The following is a 24,285-nucleotide window of genomic DNA, read 5'->3' as shown; positions in this document are numbered from 1 at the left end:
GCGGGGCTGCCGGTCCCCGGCGCCTGGGCATTGCTGCGTTCCAGCAATGACATCGTCCGCTCACCTCGAATTCGCACACACGTGCGATAATCGCCCTGACTGATTGTTCACCTCGCTTCCGCGATAAGCAGCGAAGCGACCCATGGTCCCCGCCACGCAAGGCGCGCGCGGGCCTGACCGGTGCCGGTCGGCACCGGATTTCCTGTAGAGGTTCATGCAACGTGGACGAGAACACGAAACCGTCGGCCCTGGGCCGCACTCTGGTGGTCATTCTTGGCATCGTGGTGATGCTGTTCGGGCTCGCCCTGCTGGTGGGCGGCATCCGCCTGGTCCAGCTCGGCGGCAGCTGGTACTTCCTGCTGATGGGCGGCGGTTCGCTGCTGGCCGGCCTGCTGCTGGTCCTGCGACGTCCGCTCGGCGCGGCACTGTATGCGGTGGCCTTCATCGCCACCGTGGTGTGGGCCCTGGCCGATGCCGGGCTGGCGTTCTGGCCGCTGGTCTCGCGGCTGGTGATGCCTGCCGTACTGGCGATGCTGGTGGCGCTGGCCTGGCCGGCGCTCAAGCGCAGCCGCGGGCAGCCCGCCGGGCGCGGGGCCTATGCTGTCGCTGCCCTGCTGCTGGTCGGCCTGCTGGGCACCGCGGTCTCCGCCTTCCAGCCGCGTCCGGTCGTTACCGCGCAGGGCGCGCGCCCGGCCGTGGTGCCGGTCGCCAAGGGCAGCGAACAGCGCGACTGGATGCACTGGGGCAACACCACCGCCGGTACCCGCTTCGCCGCGCTGGACCAGATCACACCGGCCAACGTGGCCCAGCTGCAGGTCGCCTGGACCGCACACACCGGCGATGTGCCGCAGAGCGATGGCTTCGGCGCCGAAGACCAGCTCACGCCGCTGCAGATCGGGCAGACCCTGTACCTGTGCACGCCGCACAACCGGGTGATCGCGATGGATGTGGACAGCGGCCAGCAACGCTGGGCGTTCGATCCCAAGGCCACCGCACCGAACTGGCAGCGCTGCCGCGGACTGGGCTACTTCGATGCCAGCCTGCCCTTGAGTGGCGTACCCACCGTGGCGGCGGCTGCCCCGGCGGTGCCTGCGCCCGAAGCCCCGCGATCACCGGCGGCCGCCGTCGCCGGTAGCGCGCCGGCGATCTGCGAAAAGCGGATCCTGATGACCTCCATCGATGCGCGCCTGTTCGCGCTGGATGCGGCCACCGGCGCGCCGTGCACCGATTTCGGCGACAACGGCGTGGTCGACCTCAAGCAGGGCATGGGCGAGATCAAGCCCGGCTTCTACACCCTCACCGCCGCACCGCTGGTGGCCGGTGAGCTGGTGATCGTGGGCGGCCGCGTGGCCGACAACATCGAGGTCGGCGAGCCGTCCGGCGTGGTGCGCGCCTACAACGTGCGTACCGGTGCGCTGGCATGGGTCTGGGACCTTTCCAGGGAAACCCCCGACGTGCCGCTGGATCCCTCGATCCATTACACCCGCGCTACTCCGAACGTGTGGACCTCGATGGCCTATGACCCGCAGCTGGGCCTGGTCTATCTGCCCACCGGCAACACCACGCCGGACCAGTGGGCCGGCGAGCGCACCCCGCAGGATGACAAGTACAGCTCGGCGGTGGTGGCGCTGGATGTAGCCACCGGTAAAGAGCGCTGGGTGTACCAGACCGTGCATCACGATCTGTGGGATTACGATCTGCCCGCACAGCCGACCCTGACCGACGTGCCCGATGGCAAGGGCGGCACCCTGCCCGCCCTGCTGCAGGTCACCAAGGCTGGGCAGGTATTCATGCTCAACCGCGCCACCGGCCAGCCGATCACCGAGGTGCGCGACATCAAGGCGCCGCAGGGCAAGGCCGATGGCGAGCGTTATTCGCCGACCCAGCGGCTGTCGGTCGGCCTGCCGCAGATCGGTGCGCAGACCCTGACCGAATCGGACATGTGGGGCGCCACGCCGATCGATCAGATGCTGTGCCGCATCCAGTTCAAGGGCTTCCGTTACGAGGGCATGTTCACCCCGCCGGGCGAAGACCTCGCGCTGCAGTGGCCCGGTTCGCTGGGCGGCATGAACTGGGGCAGCGCATCGGTGGATCCGACCACTGGCTACCTGTTCGTCAACGATATGCGCCTGGGCCTGTGGACCAAGCTCATTCCGCGCGCGCAGATGACCGAAGGCGCCGGCGGCGTGGAAATGGGCGCTGCCTCGCAGACCGGCACGCCGTATGGCTCGCTGCGTGATCGCTTCCTGTCCAAGCTGGGCATCCCGTGCCAGCAACCGCCGTTCGGCACGATGTCGGCGATCAACCTGGCCACCCACGAGCTGGTCTGGCAGGTGCCGGTCGGCACGGTCAAGGACACCGGGCCGATGGGCATCAAGATGCGCCTGCCGATTCCGATCGGCATGCCGACCCTCGGCGGCTCGCTGGCCACGCAATCGGGTCTGCTGTTCTTCGCGGGCACCCAGGATTACTACCTGCGCGCCTACGACAGCCGCACCGGCGAAGAAGTGTGGAAAGCCCGCATGCCGGTAGGCAGCCAAGGCACGCCGATCACGTATGTGTCGCCGAAGACCGGCCGCCAGTACGTGGTGATTTCCGCCGGTGGCGCACGCCAGTCGCCGGATCGTGGCGACTACGTGATCGCCTACGCGTTGCCGGCCACGCGCTGATTCCCGCGCGCCACGGTCCACCGACCGTGGCGCGGCGGCTTCGCTTCGCCGCGTGCAGCCCTTACCATGCACGATCACCGAGCACGAACCACCGCCATGTCTGCCGCACCTCCCAGCCGTCGTCCCAAGCGCGCCCCTGCCCCACCGCAGGATCGCGGGCTCAGCCACGAGCTGATGCAGCAGATCCAGGACAACCAGGGCGATCCGGATTTCATGACGTCCCTTGGCCGTGGCCTGGTCGTGCTGAGTGTGTTTTCGCAGCACCCGCGCGAAGTGACGATGTCGCAGATCAGCACCGAGACCGGTATATCGCGCGCGGCCGTGCGGCGCGTGCTGTACACGCTGGAGAAGCTGGGCTACGTGGGTGAGCAGGGCCGTGGCTTCGTGCTGCTGCCGCGCGTGCTCGGCATTGGCGGCGCCTACGTGGCCTCTTCGTCGATGACCGCTGCTGCCCAGCCCGTGCTGGATGCGCTTCGCGACGACCTGCATGAGTCGTGCTCGCTGGGCGTGCTCGACGGTGATGATGTGCTTTACGTGGCCCGCGCTGAAACAGTGCGGATCATGTCGATCGGCCTGCGCGCCGGCAGCCGCCTGCCGGCGTACTGCACCTCGATGGGCCGCGTGCTGCTCGCGGCATTGCCGCGCGACACGCTGGAAAGCTATCTGGAGCGCAATCCGTTGCGGCCCCGCACCGAGCGCACCGTCACGCGGATGGAGGACTTCCTGGAGATGCTCGATCGCGTGCGCCGCGATGGTGTTTCCCTGGTGGACCAGGAACTGGAGATCGGCCTGCGCTCGATCGCCGTACCGGTGCATGCACGCAATGGCACCGTGGTGGGCGCGCTCAACATCGGCACCCAGGCCGGGCGCATCAGCCTGGGCGTCATGCAATCGCAGCTGCTGCCGCGGCTGCGCGAAGCGGCCCAGCGGCTGGGCAACCTGCTGCACTGAGGCGGGGTTGTCTGGCGTTGTGGGGTTGCCGGCCAGCGGCCGGCACTACCGGTGCGTCGGTAGCCGGCGATGGCGTCGGTGGGCGGCGGTGGCGTTGGTCGCCGGAGATGGCGACCGCGGCCGGCGATGCCGTCACCCGTTCTGTTCGCCCGCCTGCTCTTCGAGGATCGGCCTGGCCAGCGCGAAGGCGTGATTGGCGGCAGGTACGCCACAGTAGATCGCAGCCTGCAGCAAGGCTTCCTTGATCTCGTCCGGGGTGACGCCGTTGTTGCGGGCGGCGCGGATGTGCAGCTTGAACTCTTCGTCGTGGCCCAGCGCCACCATCATCACGATGGTCAACAGCGAGCGCGTATGCCGCGGCAGGCCCTCGCGCGTCCAGACCGTGCCCCACGCCGTGCGCGTGATGAAGGCCTGGAACTCCTCGGTGAAATCGGTGCGTGCCTGCAGCGAGCGCTCTACGTGCGCGTCACCGAGCACGGCGCGGCGTACGGCGAGGCCGGCTTCGTATCGTTCCTGTTCGTCCATTGTGGGCTGCTCGTTGTGAGGTGGGGGCGTGCCGACCATCGGTGGCCGGTCAGCGAAGATGGGCGGCGAGCGCTGCGGTGAACGCCTCGGCGGATTCGATGTTGCAGATGTGGCGCCCGGGCACCGCGATGGCGCGACCATCGGCCACACCCTGCGCGATGGCGTCCAGATCCGCCGGCAGGCACACCGGATCATCGTCGCCGGCGATCGCCAGCGTCGGCACCTGGATGCGCCCCAGCTGATCGCGGAAGTCGGCCGTGGCCACGGCATGGCAGCAGCCGATGTAACCGCCCACGTCCGTGGCAACGAAGCGCTGCAGGATGTCCTCCACCACGGCCGGCGCCGCGTGCGCGAAGGCCGGGGTGAACCAGCGCTCGGCCGTTCCCTCGCGCAGCGGCAGCAGGCCGTCGCGTTGCACCTGGGCAATGCGTGTGTTCCAGCTTTCCGGCGTGCCGATCTTCGCGGCCGTGGCGGCCACGGTCAGCGTGTGCAGGCGCTCACCGGCATGCACGCCCAGCCATTGCCCGGTCAGGCCGCCGATGGAAAGCCCGCAGAAATGGCTGCGCTCCACCCCCAGGTGGTCCCACAGCGCAACCACGTCCGCGCCCAGCCCGGCGACGCTGTACAGGCCCGGGGCGGCGCTGGACTGGCCATGCCCGCGGCGGTCATAGCGCAGGATACGGAACCGTGCCGACAGCGCATCGACCTGCCGGTCCCACATGTGCAGGTCGGTGCCCAGCGAGTTGCAGAACGTCAGCCACGGCGCATCGACCACTCCATCGATGCGGTAATGCAGGCGGTGCGATTCCAGCTCAAGAAACGGCATGCAACACTCCAGAAAATGGTCGGATCAACGCTGCGCCAGCACGCGGTCGATCCAGGTATCGGCCATGCCGCGCCAGCTGTCGGGTGCGAACAAGGCGTCCAGTTGCGTGGGCGACAACTGCGCGGTGACCTCGGGGATCTGCGCGAGCACGTCACGCAGGTGCTGGTGCTGCGCAAGCGCCTGGCGCGCGGCGTGTTCCACCAGCGCGTGTGCAGCAGACTTTCCCATTACTTCGGCCAGCGTCACCGCCACCGCCTCGGCATAGAGCAGGCCGCCGTGGCTGTCCAGGTGCTGCTGCATGCGCGCGCGGTCAAGCTGCAGGCCCTGCACCACTCCCGTTACCTGGGCCAGGCTGCCAGCGCACAGGCGCACGATCTCGGGCACGGTTTCCCACTCGGCATGCCACTGCCCAGCGGCGCGCTCGTGCGGCTGCGGCATCGCCACGAACAGCGTGGACAGCAGGCCCGGCACCCGGCTGGCCGCCGCGATCGCCGCCACGCAGCCGACCGGGTTGCGCTTGTGCGGCATGGCCGAAGAACCGCCCTTGCCCTCGCCGGCCGGCTCGAACGCCTCGGCCACTTCGGACTGCATCAGCAGCACGATATCGGTGGCGATCTTGCCCAGCGTGCCGGTCAACAAGGCGAATGCGCTGCCGAACTCGGCCACGCGATCGCGTGCGGTGTGCCAGGGCAAGGAAGGCACCGGCAATCCAAGCTCCTCGCCCAGCGCGTGGGCCACGTCCAGGCCGCGCGTCTGCAGCGATGCCAACGTGCCCGCGGCACCGCCGAACTGCAGCACCAGCGTATCGGCATGCAGGGCCTGCAGGCGACGCCGGCTGCGCTGCAGTGCATCGAGCCAGCCGGCGGCCTTCAAGCCGAAGGTCACCGGCACCGCCTGCTGCAGCAGCGTGCGGCCGGGCAAACCGGTACCGCGCTCGGCATCGGCCAATCCCGCCACGGCATCGCAGAGCAGTTGCAGGCGGTCCTGCACCCAGCCCAGTGCGGCGCGCAACTGCAGCACCGCGCCGGTGTCGATGATGTCCTGGCTGGTCGCGCCCCAATGCACCCACCGCGCTGCCTCGGCGCTGTCGCGTGCCACCTGCGCGGTCAACGCCTTGACCAGCGGAATGGCGGGATTGCCGGCCAGCGCCGTTGCACGGCCCAGCGCTGACACGTCATACAGCGCGGCCTGGCACGCCGCTTCGATCGGCCCCAACGCCGCGGCGGGGATCACCGCACAGCGCACCTGCGCCCGTGCGAGCGCGGCTTCAACATCGAGCATCGCCTGCAACCGCGCGGTGTCGGTGAACACCGCATCGACCTCCGGCGCACCGAACAGGCCACCGAGCAGGGAGTAGGAATCGCTCATCACGCGCCATCCATTCACAGTAGGCACCAGCTTACCCGCGCGCGGTCGGCGCGACGTGCAGGGCGGGCTCAGTAATCAAAGAAGACCGTTTCCAGCTCACCCTGCATGCGCACGTCCCAGTGGTACAGGCCATTGCCCTGGGCCTGTGCGATGAGGGTGGCGCGGCGCTCGGCCGGCACCAGGGCCAGGATCGGATCCTCGGCATTGCCGGGGGCGTCGCTGAAATACACGCGCGCACTGGCCGCCCGCAGCAGGCCGCGCATGAACACCAGCACCGTCAGGTGCGGTGCCTGCGCCTGGCCCTTTGGCCCTGCGACGCTGCCCGGGCGCACCGTGGTGAAGGCAAAGCGCCCCTGCTCATCGGTCGGCACTCGGCCCCAGCCGTCGAACGCGGGATCGTGATCGGCATGCCGCGGGTCTTCCGGGTGCGCATAGATGCCCTGCGCATCGGCCTGCCAGATTTCCAGCACGGCATCGGACACGGGAACGCCCAGGCCATCGAACACCTGCCCCTGCACCTGCACGCGCTCACCCTGCGCCTGTGCCGGTGCGATATCGGTGCGGTACAGCGGTTCCAGGCCCAGGCGGTAGTACGGGCCCACGGTTTGCCACGGAGTGGATTGGAAACTCATCTGCTTACTCCCACACGGTCATTTTGCGGCCGCGCAGGACGATATCGAAACGATAGCCCAGCGCGAATTCGTTCTCGGTGTTTTCCCAATCGAACGAGGACACCATGCGCGCGCGGGCCTTGTCATCGTCCACGCAGTTGTAGATCGGATCGAACGCCAGCAGCGGATCGCCGGGGAAGTACATCTGGGTGACCAGACGCTGCCCGATGCCCTCGCCATGCAGCGAGAAATGGATGTGCGCCGGCCGCCACGCGTTGAAGTGGTTGCGCCACGGGTACGCCCCCGGCTTGATGGTGGTGAAGCGGTAGCGGCCGTGATCATCGGTGAGCACCTGGCCGGTACCGGTGAAGTTGGGGTCCAGCGGTGCGTCGTGCTGGTCGCCCTTGTGCAGGTAGCGGCCGGCGGCGTTGCACTGCCACACCTCGACCACGCGGTTGCGGACCGGGCGCCCGTTCTCATCCAGCACCCGGCCACTGACCACGATGCGCTCGCCCAGCGGCTGGCCCTTGAAGCCGGCGGTCAGGTCGGCCGCGTGCTTGCCCAGGGTGATGCGGTCCAGGGCGGGCCCGGTCACTTCGGACAACGTGGCCGGAATCCGGATCGGATCGCGGCCCGGGCCGCGCAGGCGCGTGGAGGCATACGGCAGATGGATGCGGTCCGGCTGGGTGCCGGGATACGGCCTGCGGTAACCGCGCAGGTCAGTGGGATCGCTCATGGCGTACTCCAGTTGGCGGGCGGCCGGAAGACCGCGGCTGTGGTGCTACGGCACGCTGCCACGCCGAGGCGACAGCGGCCGTGAAGCGGAAAAGTGGAAAAGGGATTCAGACGCGCTCGATCGCCAGCGCCACGCCCTGGCCGACACCGATGCACATGGTGGCCAGGCCGCGTCGGCCACCGCTGGCCTCCAGCTGGCGCAGCAGTGTGAGTGCCAGCCGCGCGCCGCTCATGCCCAGCGGATGACCGAGCGCGATGGCGCCGCCGTTGGCATTGACGTGCGCGGCATCGTCGGCGAGCCCAAGCTCGCGCAGGCAGGCCAGCCCCTGCGAGGCGAAGGCCTCATTGAGCTCGATCGCATCGAAATCGCCGATGCCCAGGCCCAACCGGGCCAGCAGGCGCCGCGTGGCCGGCACCGGACCCATGCCCATGATCGCCGGCTCCACGCCGGCGCTGGCAAACCCGAGGATGCGCGCGCGCGGCGTCAGCCCCAGCGCCTGTACCTGCGCACCGGAGGCCAGCAGCAATGCGGCCGCACCATCGTTGATGCCCGAGGCATTGCCGGCCGTGACGGTGCCGGGCTGGCGGAACAGCGGCTTGAGCCTGGCCAGCGCCTCGATCGTGGTATCGGCACGCGGGTGTTCGTCGTGCGCCACGCGCACGCTTTCGCCGCGCTTGCGGCCCGGCGCATCGACCGCGACGATCTCGCCCTCGAAGAATCCGCGCTGCTGGGCCGCAGCGGTGCGCTGCTGGCTGCGCAGCGCAAAGGCATCCTGGTCCTCGCGCGAGATCGCGTAGCGCTCGGCGACATTTTCCGCGGTCTGGCCCATGGTTTCCACGCCGTGCAGCTCGCGCAGGCGCGGGTTGATGAAGCGCCAGCCCATGGTGGTGTCTTCCAGGGTCTGGTCACGCGCGAACGCGGCCCCCGGCTTGCCCATCACCAGCGGCGCACGCGACATCGATTCGACCCCGCCGGCGATGGCCAGCCCGAGTTCGCCAGCGGCGATGCCGCGGGCCACCGTGCCGATCGCATCCAGGCCCGAGCCGCACAACCGGTTGACGGTGCTGCCCGGCACGCTGACCGGCAGACCGGCCAACAGCAGGCTCATCCGTGCCACGTTGCGGTTGTCCTCGCCGGCCTGGTTGGCACAGCCCAGGTACACCTCGTCGATCAGCGCCGGATCCAGCTGCGGGTGACGTGCCAGCAGCGCCTTGATCGGAAGCGCGCCCAGGTCGTCGGCACGGATGCCGGACAGCGCACCGGCATAACGGCCGATCGGGGTGCGGATACCATCGACGATATAGGTTTCGTGCAGGCTCATGTCAGGCTCCTTCACGCATCTGTAGTGGCAGGCCGGTCAGCTCGCACAGCTGCGCCAGCGTCACCCCATCCACCATCTCCAGCACGGTCGCGCCGTCCTTGCCCAGGTCGAACACGGCGACATCGGTATACACCCGCGAGACGCAGCGCAGCCCGGTCAGCGGGTAGCTGCATTCGGCCACCAGCTTGCTCTGCCCCTGCTTGGTGAGCAGGTCCATCATCACGAAGACCTGCTTGGCGCCAATCGCCAGATCCATCGCACCACCTACTGCCGGAATCGCATCGGCCGCACCGGTGCTCCAGTTGGCCAGGTCGCCCTGCGCCGAGACCTGGAACGCGCCGAGCACGCAGATATCCAGGTGGCCGCCGCGCATCATCGCGAACGAATCGGCATGGTGGAAATAGCAACCACCGGTGAGCAGGGTGACCGGCTGCTTGCCGGCGTTGATCAGGTCCGGGTCCTCATCACCGGTGGCCGGTGCCGGGCCCATGCCCAGCAGCCCGTTCTCCGACTGCAGGAAGATCTCCTTGTCGGCCGGCAGGAAGTTGGCCACCGTGGTCGGCAGCCCGATGCCCAGATTCACGTAGGCACCTTCGGGGATGTCCCGCGCGACGCGGGCGGCCATCTGTTCGCGGCTGAGGCGGTTCATGCGCGCGCTCCTGCACCGGTGGACGCGGGAAGTTCGACCACCCGCTGCACGAAGATCCCCGGGGTCACCACCGCCTCGGGATCGAGTTCACCCAGCGGCACCACCGATTCCACCTGGACGATCGCACAGCGCGCGGCCATCGCCATCAGCGGGCCGAAATTGCGCGCGGTCTTGCGGTAGACCAGGTTGCCCCAGCGGTCGCCATGGTGCGCTTTGATCAACGCGAAGTCGGCATGCAGCGGATACTCGAGCACGTAATGGCGGCCGTCGATTTCGCGGGTTTCCTTGCCTTGTGCAAGCTCGGTGCCGTAACCGGTGGGAGTGAAGATCGCGCCCAGCCCCGAGCCGGCCGCATGGATGCGCGCGGCCAGGTTGCCCTGCGGCACCAGCTCCAGCTCGATCTCTCCGGCGCGGTAGGCCGCATCGAAATGCTGCGAATCGGACTGGCGTGGGAACGAACAGATGATGCGACGCACGCGCTTGTGCTGGATCAGTGCGGCCAGCCCGGTGTCGCCGTTGCCGGCGTTGTTGTTGATGATGGTCAGCCCGCGCGCGCCCTGCGCGATCAGGGCATCGATCAGCGCGTCGGGCATGCCGGCGGTACCGAAGCCGCCGATCATCACCGTTGCGCCGTCGTGGATATCGGCCACCGCTGCGTCAGCGCTGGCCACGGTCTTGTCGATCACTGCATTGCTCCTTGCCACGCGCTGCGATGCGCGGCCACCTGCGGGAAGACTCTGGAGGTGACCATGGTGCGCAGCGCAATGCGCACGGTCAATCCGATATTCGGCCACCTGATTCGATAATCGCACATCATCGTCGTGCTCCGCGGCGCTCAGGTACGCGTCTGGCCAACGCCGACGCGCAGGCCCAGGCAGGCCCACGCAGCCAGTGCCAGCGGCAGCGCGCACAGCACGTACAGCGCCGCCGGCGACCACCCCGCATCGACGAGCAGGCCAACACTCAGCGGCGAGAGAATCGCGCCGACACGCCCGATGCCGATCGCCCAGCCAAGGCCGGTGGTGCGTACGTCCGCCGCGAACACCACCGGCGCGGCCGCATACAGCCCGGCCATCGCACCGAACAGCGCTGCGCCGATGACGAACGCGATCGGGAAGGCGATCTCCAGGCGGGTGTTGAAGGCGGCGAACAGCAGCATCGCCAGCATGGCCAGCACCAGGCTGGCGGCGGTCAGCCGCGACAGTGCCCAGCGCGAGGCGAGCCAGCCGAACAGGCTGCCACCCACGATGCCCCCGAGATTGAGCAGCACGCCGCCGGTGATGCCCTGCTGCGCCGAGACGCCGGCCGAGACCAGCAGTTTCGGGGTCCAGCTCAGGACGAAGTAGAACGCGAACATGTGCAGGAAGAAGGCCAGCGCGATCAGTACCGCCACCCGGCGCAGGTCGCCCACGAACAGTGCGGCATAGCCTTTGCGTCCATCGGCACGCACCGGTGCCGGCGGCAGTGCCTGCAGCGCCGGCATGCGCATGCGCACCAGCAACGCATTGAGTCGCGGCAAGGCATCCTTCGGCCGCCGCGCGACCAGGAAGTCCAGCGATTCGGGCAGGCAGGCCAGCACCAGCGGAATGCACAGCAGCGATGCACCGGCGCCGATCAGGAACACGCTGTGCCAGCTGAAATGCTCCAGCATCCACGCCGCCAGCAGGCCGCCGAGGGTGGCCCCGATGGGATACCCGGTGGCCTGCATCGCCACGGCCGTGCTGCGCCATTTGGCGTTGGCATACTCGGCCGTGATCACCCCTACCCCGGCCAGCATGCCGCCGATGCCGATGCCGGTGAACACACGCAGTGCCGCGAGCTGCCAGGCATTGGCGGCCAGCGCCGATGCGGCCATGCCCACGGTCAGGATCACCAGGCAGAGCATGATCATCGGCCGGCGGCCCCAGCGGTCGGCCAGCGGCGCGAGCAGGAACGAGCCCAGTGCCATCCCGACCAGGCCCGCACTGAGCATGATGCCCAGCACCTTGCCCGACAGCCCCCAGTCGGCCGATACGTGCGGCGCGGTGAAGGCCATCACCATCACATCGAAGCCATCGAGCATGTTCAACAGCACGCAGATCGCGATGGCGGTCCACTGGAAAGGGCTCATCCGCTCGAGCAAGAGCGGGGAAGCGGAGGCGGCGGCATGGCTCATACAAGGATCCTGCGACAACGTGATGCGGAGGGTGTCCGGCGGGGAGGTCTCAACGACCGGCCTGGCTGGAGGCATGGATGACCTGGAGCACCGACTGCAGCTGGTCGACCTCGACCTGGCCCGGGGCCGAAGGCGTGCCGATCATCCCGAAGGTCAGTGCCTGGCCGAAGGTCTCACCAGCCAGCCGGGAGACCACGCCGGTCCCGCCCATGGACATGGTCAGCAGCGGCTTGCTGCTGCGCTGGCGGACCTGCCAGGTAGCATCCAGCAGGGTGAGCACATCATCCGCGTCGTGCGGCATCACCGCGATCTTGAGCACGTCCGCACCCATCGCATCCTGCCGCAGCAGCCGCGCGACGATTTCCTCGCGGGCGGGCGTGGCGTGGAAGTCGTGGCTGGACATCACCACCTTCACCCCGGCCTTGTGTGCCTGCTCGACCAGGGCCGTGACCCGGGCCGGGTCGCGGAACATCTCCACGTCGATCAACTGGGCGAACTGGCCACGCAGCAGCGTGGTGTACAGCGCGGCATAGTCTGCATCGCTGATCGGCTTGCTTCCGCCTTCGGCCTGGGTGCGGAAGGTGACGATCATCGGCTTGCCGTCCAGCGTGCGCGCGATGCGCTTGCCGAGCGCGACCAGCGCCTTGCCGTCGGTGGCGATGTCCAGGTAATCGATGCGCCACTCGGCCAGGTCGGTGGCCGGGCTGGCCGCGATCGCCGCCGCCTGCTGCAGCGCCAGTTCCGCGGTGGCGCCGGTGATCGGCACGATGGTGCGCGGCGCGCCTTCACCGATGCGCAGCGCACCGACCTGCAACGGCGTCACCGCCGGTGGGGCGGCCTGCGCAACGGATGCCACGCCGCCCAGCACGGCGGCCAACAGATAGGGAGTGAGCACGCGCATCAGAAGGTGACCTTGGTCTGTACACCCAACGCCCAGGCGTTGTCGGTGCGGGTATAGGCGAACGTGCCGGGATTGACGATGTACTGCACGTCCGGGCGGATCATCAGCCAGGGCGTGACCTGGATGCTGTAGGACAGTTCGAACAGTTCTTCTGCCTGGCTGAGCTGGTACAGCGGCGAATCGCCCGGCACGCCCATGCCGACGAGATCGGCGCGGCGCGCATCGACCAGGCGGCGGTTGATGTCCGCACCGACATAGCCCAGCGCGATGCTGTCCTGCGCGCGCGAGCCGATGCCCTGGTAGACACCGCCCAGCGCGTACCAGCGCCGGATCTGCGCGGTATCGGTGTCGGACACCATGTACTGCGCGAACGCGGTCAGCCCGCGCTGCGGATCCCCTGCTTCGCGGGTCAGGCGCTGCTCGGCCAGCACGTAGGCACCGTGGCGCCCCGTGGTCGGCGAGGTATCCAGGCCACGCTGGTTGACCCGTGAGGTGTCGTAGTAGCCACCGAACTTGTACACGCCCGGATGGGCGCCGCCCTTGTCCGGCGTCCAGGTCACCTCCACCGGGAACAGCGAGCCGGTGGTACCCGAGACGAACGGACGGAAGGCATTGCGTTCGATGTTGCCGCCCAGATTGGGGTTGACCTGGAACCAGCCGGTGCGCACGTTCAGCGCCGGGCTGACCTGCTGGGCCACTTCACCGCCCCACCGCGCCGTGGGGTAGTTGTACCAGCCACTGTTGCCGGACATCGCCAGCGGATGCGCACAGAACGCCGCATTGACGAAGTGGGTCAGCAGGCTGTGCAGGCCGAACTGGTTGCCCATCGCGTAGTAGCCCAGCTTGAAATACGACTGGCCGGCGTTGAAGGTCTGGTCGTAGCTGGCTTCGGTGAGGCGGGTGTACTGGCCACCGTAGGCCTCCTGGATCGGGAAGCGGTTGCCGACCAGATCGGCCGAGGTGCTGTTGCCGCGACGGTCGTTGAGGGTGACGTGGAACGCACCGCCGCTCCAGCCGGCCAGTGTGCCCATGTCCAGATCCACGCCCACGCGCACCTGCTGGGCATAGCGCGCGCCGGTTCGGCCATAACCGCCGTCGACCACGCCCATCGCCTCGCCGACATAGTCGCCGCGGAAGCGGATGCCACGTTCGTCCAGCGCGGTGCGGGTGCCACCCCAATCGCCGGTGAGGGTGGCGCCGTCGTAGCGGTTGGCGGACTGTGCGGCGGCCAGCGCCGGGCACAGCAGCGCCGTGGCAACCAGCGTGGACAGAGAGGTTCGGATCAGAGCAGCCATGGGTGTGTCTCGAAGAGGGAATCAGCGCAGCGACAGCGGCGCGCTGAGGGGCGAGGTCGCGCCCAGCGCGGAAGTCGCGGTGGCGGTCACGGTGGCGATCTCGGCCGTCTCGCCGGTGGTCGGCAGCGCCAGCGTGAAGCGGCCCTGCCCCTGCGCATCGGTGAGCGCCTCGACCGTGCCGAGCAGGCGTTCGGCTTCGCGACCGACGGCGGCACGGTTGCCGAACACTTCCACCAGATAGCGCTGCCCGGCCACGCCGTGAAGCACACCTTGAACCGTGCGCGCGGCACCACTGCCCTGCACCGCCTGCAACGTCGGCGCGGCCTGGCCGAGATTGGGCGCCGGTTGGCACTCGGCCTGGCCCGGCGCGGTACAGATGCGCGCGCGCTTGGCCGGATCATTCTCCACTCCCCGCCCGCGCGAACCGATGAAGCTGGCGTGCTCCAGCCCCGGCACACCGAACACGATCGCACCGCGCGGCTGGCCCGTGGCGCAGGCGCCACCGGCTTCACAGCGCTCGATCTTCAGCCCGTTGCCGAATATCCGGTTGGCGCTGAACCGGTTCGGTGCGCTGACCGGTTGCGGTCGCACTGCAATGCCGATCCCGTTGCCGGTGATGGTGTTGCCGTCGACCACGTTTTCGCTGCCGGTGATGCTCAGCCCGATCGAGTTGCCGCTGAAGGTGTTGGCCGCAATGTAGTTGCGGTTGCCCCAGTTGATCTGCAGACCATCGGAGTAATCGACGAAGCGGTTGCGTACCACCGTGTTGTCGTTGCCCCACAGGATCTCGATGCCCTGCGACGGTTCGGGATTGGCCGCCGTGGACTGGAACAGGTTGTCGGCCACCAGGTTCCAGGCGGCACCACGGGTCAGCTCCAGCCCATCGCCGTTATCCACGAACTGATTGCGTACGATCCGGTTGTGCACCGTGGTGGTGGCCGTGGACTGGCCCTTGCCATCGTCGCCGGTGAGCATGATCCCGGCACCGCCCTTGTTGGCGACGATGCGGTTGTCATGGATCTCGTTGTGGCTGCTGCGGTTGATCAACACGCCGATGCAGAAGTTCCGGACTTCCAGCCCGGTCAGTTCCACGCCGCGGGTATCGCGCAGGACCAGCCCCGGCAACGTAGTGGTACGCACGTTGGTGCCGGACTGGCCGGGTTCGGCCCCCGGGCAGGCATCGGTGCCGGTACCGGTGACGTAGGCCGAGCCGTCGATGGCGACGTACTGGCCATCGCGTGCCCACGGCGTGCCGACGATCTGCACCGGCCCGACGATCTCCGGCAGCGGCGTGGCCGGACGGATCACGTAGGGGGCGTTGCCCACCGCGGCAATCTCGATCCGGTAGCGCCCCGGCGCCTGGTTGGCGGTACTGATCGCCCAGCGCAGCGAACCCGGGTTGGCATCATCGGCATAGCGCTCCACCTGCAGCACCTCCAGTGACGTGCGCGCAGGTTCGGCCTGGAAGGCCTGCGCCAGCGATGGCAGCACGGCAAGCAGGGACAGGGAAACAGCAGACAGACGGCAACGCATGCGCATACTCCGCACAGGGAAAGGGACTCCGGCGGTCTTCCCCTGCACCTGGCTTCAGTACCGGTTCGGTACTGCCCTCGCCCGCCAGAGGTGGATCGCTTGGAACGGGATTGAAAGTAGGTTTATCGCACTGCACCATTCAAGTGCGTTTATCGACTATGCGTGCGATTATCGAACATCGCCCGTACGACCATTGTCGTAGACGCAGGCACGGCGACGCGCGCGACCCAGCATCAGCCAGGCGGCATCAAGGCAGAATTCACGGGTGGAAACGTCCGATGGCGGGCAGCTCATAGGGCAGCGCCCGCACTGCCCTATGAGCTGCAGGACAGCATCGAGCAGCCGGCCTTCTCACGGGCCCACTCGGGCCGCTTGCCCGCGAAGTGCTCCCGCCCGGGCTGTACCTCATACGGGCGTCGCAACACCTCCAGCAGCGTGTGCACCCCGCTCGGATCGCCCTGCTCGGCCTGCTCGATCGCTTCCTGGGCCAGCCAGTTGCGCAGCACGTACACCGGGTTGGCGCGGCCCATCTGCTGCTGCCGCGCCTGCGCGCTCAGCCCATCGGCGCGCAGCCGCGCCGCGTACTGCTGCAGCCACGCCTGCAATGACGGCAGCACCGCTTCCCGGTGTGCCGGGCTGTAGAACGCGTCTTCCAGCACCGCCACCGACGGCGCGGCGGGATCGAGATCCATCAGGCTACGGAAGGCGATGGTCATGTCCATCTCCCCCTCGTGCAGGATCTCCAGCCACGCGGCCATCAGCGCCACATCGTCATCGCGGCAGGTGTCCAGGCCCAGCTTGGCGGCGATGTCGGCGCGCTCGCATTCGGCGTGCACCTGCTGGAAACGCGCCAGCCCGTCATGCAGCGGGGTGACATCCTCGAACAGCGGTGCCAATGCCTGCGCGAGCCGGGTGAGATTCCAGTACGCCACCTGCGGCTGCGTGCCGAAGCGATACCGCCGGCCCTGCGCATCGGTGGTGTTGGGGGTCCACTCCGGATCGTAGTCCTCAACCCAGCCATACGGGCCGTAATCGATGGTGAGACCCAGAATCGACAGGTTGTCGGTGTTCATCACGCCATGCACGAACCCCACGCGCATCCAGTGCGCGACAAGCACTGCGGTGCGTTCGCAGATCTCGGCGAACCAGCGTGCGTGGCGTGCCTCGCCCGCCTCTGCCAGCGCAGGAAAATCGCGCGCGATGCAGACATCGGCCAACTGCCGCAGCAACGCGGTGTCGCCGCGCGAGGCCGGCAGTTCAAACGTGCCGAAACGGATGAAGGACGGCGCGACGCGGCAGACGATCGCGCCGGGTTCGGCCTGCGGATGACCGTCATAGAACATGTCACGCACGACCGCATCGCCGGTGCCGACCAGACTCAACGCGCGCGTGGTCGGCACGCCGAGGTGATGCATCGCCTCGCTGCACAGGAACTCGCGGATCGACGAGCGCAGCACCGCGCGCCCATCGGCACCGCGCGAGTAAGGCGTGCGCCCGGCGCCCTTCAACTGCAGTTCCCAGTGCGTCCCTTCCGGGGTGAGCAGTTCGCCCAGCGAGATCGCACGGCCATCGCCGAGCTGCCCCGCCCAGTGGCCGAACTGATGGCCACCATAGTTGGCCGCCCACGGTGCCATCCCGGCATACAGCGCATTGCCGCCGAACACCCGTGCGAAGTCCTCGCTCTGGATCAGGTCCTCGCCCATGCCCAGCAGCGCGGCCACGTCCGGCGAGTACGCCAGCAGCCGTGGGGCGGCGACCGGGGTCGGCATCACCGACGACCACGCGGCCTGGCGCACCTCGCGCACGCGCGGGCCGGTTTCCGGATCGCCGGGCAGGTCACGGATGAAGCGGTTGTCGAAACGCAGGGGCTGGGTGCTCATCCGCATGAAATGGGGGCAGCCGGGCTGCCCCGCAAGCTCAGCGTGAACCGCCGCCCAGGTTCAGCGGACCGCCCCGCTCCACCGCACGCTGGTAGGCCGGGCGCTGTTCGATCCGGCTCAGGAAGGACTGCAGCCGCGGGTAGGCGGCCATATCGCCCCCTCTCGCGGCGGCGGCCTGGATCGGGAAACTCATCTGGATGTCCGCTGCGGTGAAGCGCTCACCGGCAAACCACGGCGACTGGCCCAGCTCGCGCTCCATCCAGTCCATGTGCAGCTTCACCTGCGGCCCCACGAACCCCTTCAGCGCCTTGTCGGCGATGGAGCGTGCGATCGGCTTGGCGAAGAACGGCATCGGCGCATTGCGCAGCCGCGAAAACACCAGTGTCATCACCAGCGGCGGCATCGCCGAGCCTTCGGCGTAGTGCAGCCAGTAGCGATAACGCACGCGTTCGGGCGCCTGGGCAGGCATCGGCTCGGGCGAGAGCTGGCGGCCGCTGTCATAGCGGTCGGCCAGGTACTCCAGGATCGCGCCGGATTCAGCCAATACCAGTGCATCGTCCTGCAGCACCGGGGACTTGCCCAGCGGGTGCACGTCACGCAGCGCCTGCGGTGCCAGCCAGGTCTTGGGATCGCGCTGGTAGTTGACCACCTGATACGGCAGGCCCAGCTCTTCAAGCATCCACAGCACGCGCAGCGAGCGGGAGTGGTCCAGATGGTGCACCTTGATCATCGACGGTTCCGCAGGGGCAAAGCGGCATCGTAACCGGGTGGCTGACACGGTGACGTCTTCAACCTGCGCCGCGTCGACCAGGGCCAGGCATCGCCCAATAAAAAACGCCGGAAGCTTTCGCTTCCGGCGTTCAAGGCGACCTTACGGTTGCGGGGGGTCGATTAGACCGCCTGCACCTGGTCAGCCTGCATACCCTTCTGGCCCTGCACGGCGACGAAGGTCACCTTCTGGCCTTCCTGCAGCGACTTGAAGCCGGTGCCCTGGATCGCGCGGAAATGCACGAAGAGGTCCGGGCCGCTTTCCGGGGTGATGAAGCCGAAGCCCTTGGCATCGTTGAACCACTTCACGGTGCCCTGCTGACGATCAGACATGTACTAACTCCTGAAACAATAGTTGAAATAATCGCGGCCGCCGCGTATCGGAGCCGAGACTGAGTTGCAGGCGTTGGTAAAGCGGATCGATGAGCAGATCGTGAGATCAACTGCACCAGGCCACGATTCACGGTGACCCTAGCAAACACAGTGTGGGTGACGATACTCGTGTTTTACCGAAAAAGCGATAGCTGGTTTATTCAGCCATCCTCCCCCTCCCGCCTGACAGGACAAGGGGTCGGGCGATCCTACACGAAACCGGAGCGCCTATTCAGATTTTTCCTACCTTAAGATCAGCCAAATGACCGATGCCCCGACCCCTAAAGTTCATATCTGGGTGGACGCCGATGCCTGCCCGGCCGTCATCAAGGAGATCCTGTTCCGCGCCGCCGAGCGCGCCGGGATCGAGATGACCCTGGTCGCGAACCACTGGCTGCGCACTCCCCCGTCCCGTTTCATCCGATCGGTACAGGTGCCGCCAGGCCTGGATGTGGCTGACAGCGTGATCGTCGAGCGGGTCCAGCCGGGCGACCTGGTCGTCACGCAGGACATCCCCTTGGCCGCCCTCGTGTTGGATAAAAAGGCCGTCGCGCTCAACCCGCGTGGCGAGCTGTACACGCCCGACAACATGGCCGAGCGCCTGTCCATGCGCAATTTCATGGAGGAACTGCGCGGCTCGGGCATCCAGACCGGCGGGCCGGCGCCCCTGCACGCGCGCGACAAACAGGCCTTCGCCGCGCAGCTGGATCGTTGGCTGGCCAAGCGTTCAGTGTGATGAACCGCCAGCTGGATGAAGGTCCGGCGTGACCCAGGGCCGATATCCGTAGTGCCGGCCGATGGCCGGCGCCTCCTCAGCACCTGCCGACCACAGGATCTACCCATGGCCCCCCGCAGCCGGCCAGCGGCCGGCCCTACAGGTGGAGCGACAGCCCGCTGGAGAACGTGCGCCGCTCTCCGGTGAACGGGTCATCGAACGCCAATTCGTTGGCCAGCAGCTGCAGCGGCACCCCCGCCGGCGCATCCGCGCGCAGCTCCGGGTACAGATCGTCCCCGAGGATCGGCGCGCCCAGCCCCGCCATGTGCACGCGCAACTGGTGCTTGCGGCCACTCACCGGGTGCAGCCGATAACGCCAGACCGGCCCGGTTCGCTCGATCACCTCGATGCGGGTCCGGGCATTGGGCTCGCCGGTCACCTCGGCCATGCGGAAAAACGGCTCGCCCGGGACCAGCCGGGTCTGGCGCTCAAGCGGGAACGCCACCTGCGGCAGGGCCGGCGCCAAGGCTTCGTAGACCTTCTCGATGCGCCGCTCGCGGAACAGGCGCTGGTAGGCATCGCGGGTATCGGGCCGGGTCGAGAACAGCACCAGCCCGGCGGTCAACCGGTCCAGGCGGTGCAGCGGCACCAGGTCGGGGTTGCCGGTGCGCGCCACCAGCCGCGCCAGCAGGGTCTCGCGCACGTAGCCGCCCGCCGGGGTAACCGGCAGGAAGTGCGGCTTGTCGGCCACCAGCAGCTCTGCGTCCTGATGGACGATCGCCTCGGCGAAGGGAATCACCGGCTCATCGGCCACTTCACGGAAGTAGACGATCTCCAGCCCGACCTGCCAGGGATGATCCGGAGCGAGCGCCCTGCCCTGCGCGTTCCGTACCCGCCCACGGGCGAAGCGATCCACCCACTGCGCGCGGTCGATGCGCGGGAAGCGCGCACACAGCCCGTCCAGCAGGCTCGGCCAGTCGCCGGGCGGCAACTGCAGGCGACTGGGCGCGGGGGTGGCAAGGATCGGATCGGACGGACTCATGGCGAACCATTATCATGGCGCTCTTTGTTTCAGGTATCCCCATGGCCCTCACCGCCACCATCCGCAAGGCCGAACTGCAGATCAGCGACATGGACCGCGGCTACTACGCCAGCCATACGCTGACGCTGGCCCAGCATCCGTCCGAAACCGACGACCGCCTGATGGTGCGCCTGCTCACCTTCGCGCTGAACGCCGACGACCGGCTGGAATTCGGCCGCGGCCTGAGCGTGGATGACGAACCGGACCTGTGGCGCCGCGATTACACCGGCGACATCGAACTGTGGATCGAACTGGGCCAGCCGGACGAGTCGCGCCTGCGCAAGGCCGCCGGCCGCGCGCGCGCGGTGCAGCTGGTCACCTACGGCGGCCGCGCCGCCGACATCTGGTGGGACCGCAACGCTTCCGCGCTGAAGAAGCTCGCCACGCTGGAGGTGATGGACCTGCCGGGCGAGTTCGTCACCGAATGGGGCGCGCAGATCGAACGCACGATGCAGTGGGACGTGCAGATCCAGGATGGCGAAGTGCAGTTGACCTCCGACAAGGCCCAGCTCAGCGTCATCCCCACCTGGCGCAAGCAGAAACCGCAGGCCTGAGCGCGCTGAGATGTCCGTGATCCGATGCGATGTACTGGTGATCGGCGCCGGCGCGGCCGGGCTGATGTGTGCGATGACCGCTGGCAGACGCGGGCGCATGGTGCAGGTGATCGACCATGCCAACAAGGTCGGCAAGAAGATCCTGATGTCCGGCGGCGGGCGCTGCAACTTCACCAACACCGGCACCACGGCCGCCAACTTCCTGTCGGCCAACCCGCACTTCTGCAAATCCGCGCTGGCCCGTTACACCCCCTGGCACTTCATCGAGATGGTGGAGCGGCACGGCATCGCGTATCACGAAAAAGAACTGGGCCAGCTGTTCTGCGACATCTCCTCCAAGCAGATCGTGAAGATGCTAGTGGACGAATGCCAGGCCGCCGGGGTGCAGATCCGCACCGACTGCGGGGTGCAGAAGGTCGAGCGCGGCGCGGACGGTTTCCACGTGCACACCGCGCAGGGTCACTTCCACGCCGCCTCGCTGGTGGTCGCCACCGGTGGCTTGTCGATCCCGAGCATGGGCGCCACCGGCTTCGGCTATGAGCTGGCCCGCCAGTTTGGCCACGAGGTCCTGCCGACCCGGGCCGGGCTGGTGCCGCTGACCTTGAGCGGCAAGCACCAGGAGCGCTTCAACGAGCTCAGCGGCGTCGCCCTGCCGATCGAGGCGCGCTGCAACGGGGTCGAGTTCCGCAATTCCATGCTGATCACCCACCGCGGCATCAGCGGCCCGGCGATCCTGCAGATCTCTTCGTACTGGCAGCCCGGCGATGAGCTGCGGCTGGACCTGCTGCCGGGCCAGGACGCGCTGGGCTGGCTGCGCCGGATGAAGGCCGAGCGCGGCGCCGCCGAGCTGCGCACGGTGCTGTCCGAGGTGCTGCCGCGGCGGCTCGCGCTGCGCCTGTGCGAGCACTGGCTGCCGGACCGGCTGGTGCGCCAGATCGACGAGCCGCAGCTGCGCGAGGCGGCCGATCTGCTGCAGAATTTCCCGCTGGTCGCCAGTGGCACCGAGGGCTACCGTACCGCCGAGGTGACGCTGGGCGGGGTCGACACCCGCAAGGTGTCCTCCAGTACCTTTGAATCGCAACTGGTTCCCGGCCTGCACTTCATCGGGGAGGTGCTGGACGTGACCGGCTGGCTGGGGGGCTACAACTTCCAATGGGCCTGGGCCTGTGGCCATGCCGCGGGCAGCGTGGCCTGAGCCGGGACCCGCGTTCCGTGATCGGCTACGGTTTGCCGCATGGACGTAGTCACACGCATCGTGTATCAAGTTTGCAGTCCGGGGAGTACTGAATGCAGAACGCGAATGACATGACGGTCCGCCTGCTGATCGTGGACGACAGCGGCGAGAACGCCGAGACCATCGTCAGCACGCTGCGCAACAGCGGCATCGCGGTGCGCCCGACGCGCCCGCAGCACGGCGAGGAACTGGCCCAGGTCCTGGGCACCCAGCCGATCGACCTGGTACTGGTCGCTGCCGCCCAGAGCATCCCGCTGCTGCAGGTCACCCAGCAGATCGCGGCCAGTGGCAAGGACATCCCCATGATCCTGCTGGCCGAGTCGATCAATGAAAACGAGTGGGTCGAGGCCGGTGCCAATGGCATCCGCGCCATCGCACTGCGCCACCGCCCCGAGCACCTGCTGGCGGTGGTGCGCAATGAATGGACCGATCTGCACGCGCGCCGCGGGCTGCGCCGGATCGAGGCCCAGATGCGCGAGACCGAGCGCCGCTGCGACGCGCTGATCTCCTCCTCGCGCGACCCGATCGCCTATGTCCATGAAGGCATGCACATCCGCGCCAACGAGGCCTACCTGGAGATGTTCGGCTACGAGACCTTCGAGGATGTGGAGGGCATCTCGCTGCTGGACATGGTCGCCCCGCAGCACGTGGACGGCTTCAAGCAGCTGCTCAAGTCGATGAGCAAGGGCGATGCACCGCCGCCGCAGTACCAGGTGGACGCACGCAACCAGGACGGGGCGGTGTTCCCGGCCACGATGGAGTTCACCCAGGCCAGCTACGAAGGCGAATCCTGCCTGCAGGTGGTGTTCCGCCGCCGCATGGAGTTCGACCCGGAGCTGGCGCGCGAGGTGGAGGACCTGCGCCAGCGCGACCAGGTCACCGGCCTGCTCAACCGACCGACCTTCATGCTGCATGTCGAAAATGCCGTGGCCCAGGCCGGCCGCAGCGAGGGCCGGTTCGGCCTGCTGCTGGTCGAGCCCGACCACTACGCGCGCCTGCTGCCGGAGATCGGGCTGGACTCGGCCGACGCGCTGATCGGCGCCCTTGCCCGCGTGCTGGCCCAATCCGTTGGCGACGCTGCCCAGGTGGCCCGCTTCGGTGAACACAGCTTCGCCGTGCTCACCGAAGCACCCTACGCGCAGACCGTCGTCTTGGCCGACCAGATCCGGGCCGCCTTCGCCGCGCAGGTGTTCAGCATCGGCGAGCGCTCGGCCACAGTCACCGTCAGTGTCGGCGGCGTGCAGGTCGGCGAAAAGATCGCCAGCATCGGCCAAGTGCTGGCGCGCGCCACCGAGTGCACGCAGGCAGCCCTGGAACTGGGCAACACCACCCGGGTGTTCGACCCGGCGGCGGTGGACCGCGTGGAAGAAGAACGCATCCAGCACTGGGTCGCCCGCATCCGCCAGGCGCTGGACGGCGATGGCTTCCAGCTGCATTACCAGCCGGTGCTCAACCTGCAGGGCGAAGCGCTGGAGCTGTACGAGGCCTACCTGCGCCTGGAGCACAACGGCGAGCTGCTCAGCCCGACCGCGTTCCTGGGCATCGCCGAGGAGCACGGCCTGCTGGCCGACATCAACCGCTGGGTGGTCACCCACGCGATCGGCATGCTCGCCGCACGCAGGCGCGAGGGCCACGTCACCCACCTGATGGTCAAGATCACCCCGGAGTCGTTCAACGACCCGCAGATGATCGTCACCCTGCGCCGCGAGCTGCAGGCCCAGGGCGTCCCGGGCGAACAGCTGTGGCTGCATGCCCCGGAGGCAAAGGTGTTCACCCACCTGCGCAATGCGCAGCAGTTCCTGGCGGCGATCGCGCCGCTCGGCTGCCGGATCGGCCTGGAGCAGTTCGGCTCGGGGCTGGACTCGTTCCAGCTGCTGGCCCATTTCCAGCCGCAGTTCCTCAAGCTGGACCGCGACTTCACCTGCGACCTCGCCAGCACCCGCGAACACAGCGGGAAGATCAGCGAGATCACCGCGCGGGCGCAGGCCGCCAACATCCGCACCATCGCTGAGTTCGTCGCCGATGCCAACTCGATGAGCCTGCTTTTCAGTGCCGGGGTGGACTACGTGCAGGGCGACTTCGTCGGCCCGGCCGGCCCGGTGATGGATTTCGATTTCAGCTGATTGGGAGCGTCACGACCA

22 protein-coding genes are annotated in these 24,285 nt (G+C 68.1%); 6 read left to right on the top strand and 16 right to left on the bottom strand.

The genetic code is table 11. From position 1 onward, the window contains the following. Nucleotides 1-221 precede the first annotated feature (221 nt). Together BIZ42_RS17500 and BIZ42_RS17495 are read left to right on the top strand one after the other, a co-directional pair. Nucleotides 222-2,669, top strand: coding sequence for a membrane-bound PQQ-dependent dehydrogenase, glucose/quinate/shikimate family (locus BIZ42_RS17500; RefSeq protein ID WP_083279892.1), 2,448 nt, complete (start codon nt 222-224; stop codon nt 2,667-2,669). Between the two features lie 96 nt (nt 2,670-2,765). Further along, on the top strand, nt 2,766-3,620 hold the full coding sequence (locus BIZ42_RS17495) for an IclR family transcriptional regulator C-terminal domain-containing protein (RefSeq protein ID WP_026069769.1): 855 nt from the start codon (nt 2,766-2,768) through the stop codon (nt 3,618-3,620). Nucleotides 3,621-3,752: 132 nt separating this feature from the next. Here BIZ42_RS17495 and pcaC read toward each other — a convergent pair whose 3' ends face one another. From pcaC to BIZ42_RS17420, 15 genes are all read right to left on the bottom strand, one after another. Then, nucleotides 3,753-4,145, bottom strand: a complete 393-nt coding sequence (gene pcaC, locus BIZ42_RS17490; RefSeq protein WP_070427190.1) for a 4-carboxymuconolactone decarboxylase — start codon at nt 4,143-4,145, stop codon at nt 3,753-3,755. 49 nt (nt 4,146-4,194) lie between these two features. Continuing rightward, complete coding sequence (pcaD, locus tag BIZ42_RS17485; protein WP_070427189.1) at nt 4,195-4,971, bottom strand: 3-oxoadipate enol-lactonase; 777 nt, start codon at nt 4,969-4,971, stop codon at nt 4,195-4,197. Between the two features lie 24 nt (nt 4,972-4,995). After that, entirely contained in the window at nt 4,996-6,339 is a 1,344-nt protein-coding gene (locus BIZ42_RS17480; protein WP_070427188.1) for a 3-carboxy-cis,cis-muconate cycloisomerase, read from the bottom strand. 68 nt (nt 6,340-6,407) lie between these two features. Then, nucleotides 6,408-6,971, bottom strand: a complete 564-nt coding sequence (pcaG, locus tag BIZ42_RS17475) for a protocatechuate 3,4-dioxygenase subunit alpha (RefSeq protein WP_070427187.1) — start codon at nt 6,969-6,971, stop codon at nt 6,408-6,410. A 4-nt stretch (nt 6,972-6,975) separates the two neighbouring features. Next, nucleotides 6,976-7,686 (bottom strand): protocatechuate 3,4-dioxygenase subunit beta, encoded by a 711-nt coding sequence (pcaH, locus tag BIZ42_RS17470; protein WP_019183122.1) that lies wholly within the window; start codon nt 7,684-7,686, stop codon nt 6,976-6,978. A 106-nt stretch (nt 7,687-7,792) separates the two neighbouring features. Next, nucleotides 7,793-9,001: a 3-oxoadipyl-CoA thiolase gene (gene pcaF / locus BIZ42_RS17465; RefSeq protein ID WP_026069771.1), complete on the bottom strand. Its 1,209-nt coding sequence runs from the start codon at nt 8,999-9,001 to the stop codon at nt 7,793-7,795. Between the two features lie 7 nt (nt 9,002-9,008). Continuing rightward, nucleotides 9,009-9,656 (bottom strand): 3-oxoacid CoA-transferase subunit B, encoded by a 648-nt coding sequence (locus BIZ42_RS17460; protein WP_019183124.1) that lies wholly within the window; start codon nt 9,654-9,656, stop codon nt 9,009-9,011. After that, nucleotides 9,653-10,342 carry a 3-oxoacid CoA-transferase subunit A gene (locus tag BIZ42_RS17455; RefSeq protein ID WP_046274344.1) on the bottom strand — a complete coding sequence of 230 codons (690 nt, stop codon included), beginning with the start codon at nt 10,340-10,342 and terminating at the stop codon, nt 9,653-9,655. The genes BIZ42_RS17460 and BIZ42_RS17455 overlap by 4 nt, the downstream gene beginning before the upstream one ends. A gap of 149 nt (nt 10,343-10,491) precedes the next feature. Beyond that, nucleotides 10,492-11,811 carry an MFS transporter gene (locus tag BIZ42_RS17450; RefSeq protein ID WP_070427186.1) on the bottom strand — a complete coding sequence of 440 codons (1,320 nt, stop codon included), beginning with the start codon at nt 11,809-11,811 and terminating at the stop codon, nt 10,492-10,494. Nucleotides 11,812-11,860: 49 nt separating this feature from the next. Next, entirely contained in the window at nt 11,861-12,712 is an 852-nt protein-coding gene (gene aroD / locus BIZ42_RS17445) for a type I 3-dehydroquinate dehydratase (RefSeq protein ID WP_070427185.1), read from the bottom strand. Further along, entirely contained in the window at nt 12,712-14,007 is a 1,296-nt protein-coding gene (locus tag BIZ42_RS17440) for a carbohydrate porin (RefSeq protein ID WP_070427184.1), read from the bottom strand. Before BIZ42_RS17440 ends, aroD begins: the two co-directional genes overlap by 1 nt. Before the next feature lie 21 nt (nt 14,008-14,028). Then, nucleotides 14,029-15,540 (bottom strand): NosD domain-containing protein, encoded by a 1,512-nt coding sequence (locus BIZ42_RS17435; protein WP_070427583.1) that lies wholly within the window; start codon nt 15,538-15,540, stop codon nt 14,029-14,031. Between the two features lie 314 nt (nt 15,541-15,854). Next, the gene (locus BIZ42_RS17430) at nt 15,855-17,420 is read right to left on the bottom strand and encodes a YdiU family protein (RefSeq protein WP_070427183.1); all 1,566 of its coding nucleotides are present in this window, start codon (nt 17,418-17,420) and stop codon (nt 15,855-15,857) included. A gap of 37 nt (nt 17,421-17,457) precedes the next feature. Beyond that, on the bottom strand, nt 17,458-18,150 hold the full coding sequence (locus BIZ42_RS17425; RefSeq protein ID WP_070427182.1) for a glutathione S-transferase: 693 nt from the start codon (nt 18,148-18,150) through the stop codon (nt 17,458-17,460). A 161-nt stretch (nt 18,151-18,311) separates the two neighbouring features. Then, nucleotides 18,312-18,521 carry a cold-shock protein gene (locus tag BIZ42_RS17420; RefSeq protein WP_017356920.1) on the bottom strand — a complete coding sequence of 70 codons (210 nt, stop codon included), beginning with the start codon at nt 18,519-18,521 and terminating at the stop codon, nt 18,312-18,314. 301 nt (nt 18,522-18,822) lie between these two features. Here BIZ42_RS17420 and BIZ42_RS17415 point away from each other — a divergent pair, with 301 nt between their 5' ends. Further along, on the top strand, nt 18,823-19,296 hold the full coding sequence (locus BIZ42_RS17415; RefSeq protein WP_070427181.1) for a YaiI/YqxD family protein: 474 nt from the start codon (nt 18,823-18,825) through the stop codon (nt 19,294-19,296). Between the two features lie 136 nt (nt 19,297-19,432). On the opposite strand, the gene BIZ42_RS17410 is transcribed toward BIZ42_RS17415, so the two are convergent. Further along, nucleotides 19,433-20,317, bottom strand: a complete 885-nt coding sequence (locus BIZ42_RS17410) for a pseudouridine synthase (protein WP_070427180.1) — start codon at nt 20,315-20,317, stop codon at nt 19,433-19,435. 41 nt (nt 20,318-20,358) lie between these two features. Between BIZ42_RS17410 and BIZ42_RS17405 the strand changes: the two genes are divergently transcribed. The 3 genes from BIZ42_RS17405 to BIZ42_RS17395 all read left to right on the top strand — a co-directional run bounded on the left by BIZ42_RS17405 (nt 20,359) and on the right by BIZ42_RS17395 (nt 24,267). Continuing rightward, complete coding sequence (locus BIZ42_RS17405; RefSeq protein WP_019183135.1) at nt 20,359-20,910, top strand: YaeQ family protein; 552 nt, start codon at nt 20,359-20,361, stop codon at nt 20,908-20,910. Nucleotides 20,911-20,920: 10 nt separating this feature from the next. After that, nucleotides 20,921-22,105: an NAD(P)/FAD-dependent oxidoreductase gene (locus BIZ42_RS17400; RefSeq protein WP_070427179.1), complete on the top strand. Its 1,185-nt coding sequence runs from the start codon at nt 20,921-20,923 to the stop codon at nt 22,103-22,105. 92 nt (nt 22,106-22,197) lie between these two features. Next, nucleotides 22,198-24,267 (top strand): EAL domain-containing protein, encoded by a 2,070-nt coding sequence (locus BIZ42_RS17395; RefSeq protein ID WP_070427178.1) that lies wholly within the window; start codon nt 22,198-22,200, stop codon nt 24,265-24,267. The last annotated feature ends 18 nt before the right edge of the window (nt 24,268-24,285 follow it).

This window comes from Stenotrophomonas sp. LM091, from assembly GCF_001806305.1.
Taxonomy (GTDB): Bacteria; Pseudomonadota; Gammaproteobacteria; order Xanthomonadales; family Xanthomonadaceae; genus Stenotrophomonas; species Stenotrophomonas bentonitica_A.
This window is presented reverse-complemented; position numbering and strand designations above follow the sequence as displayed.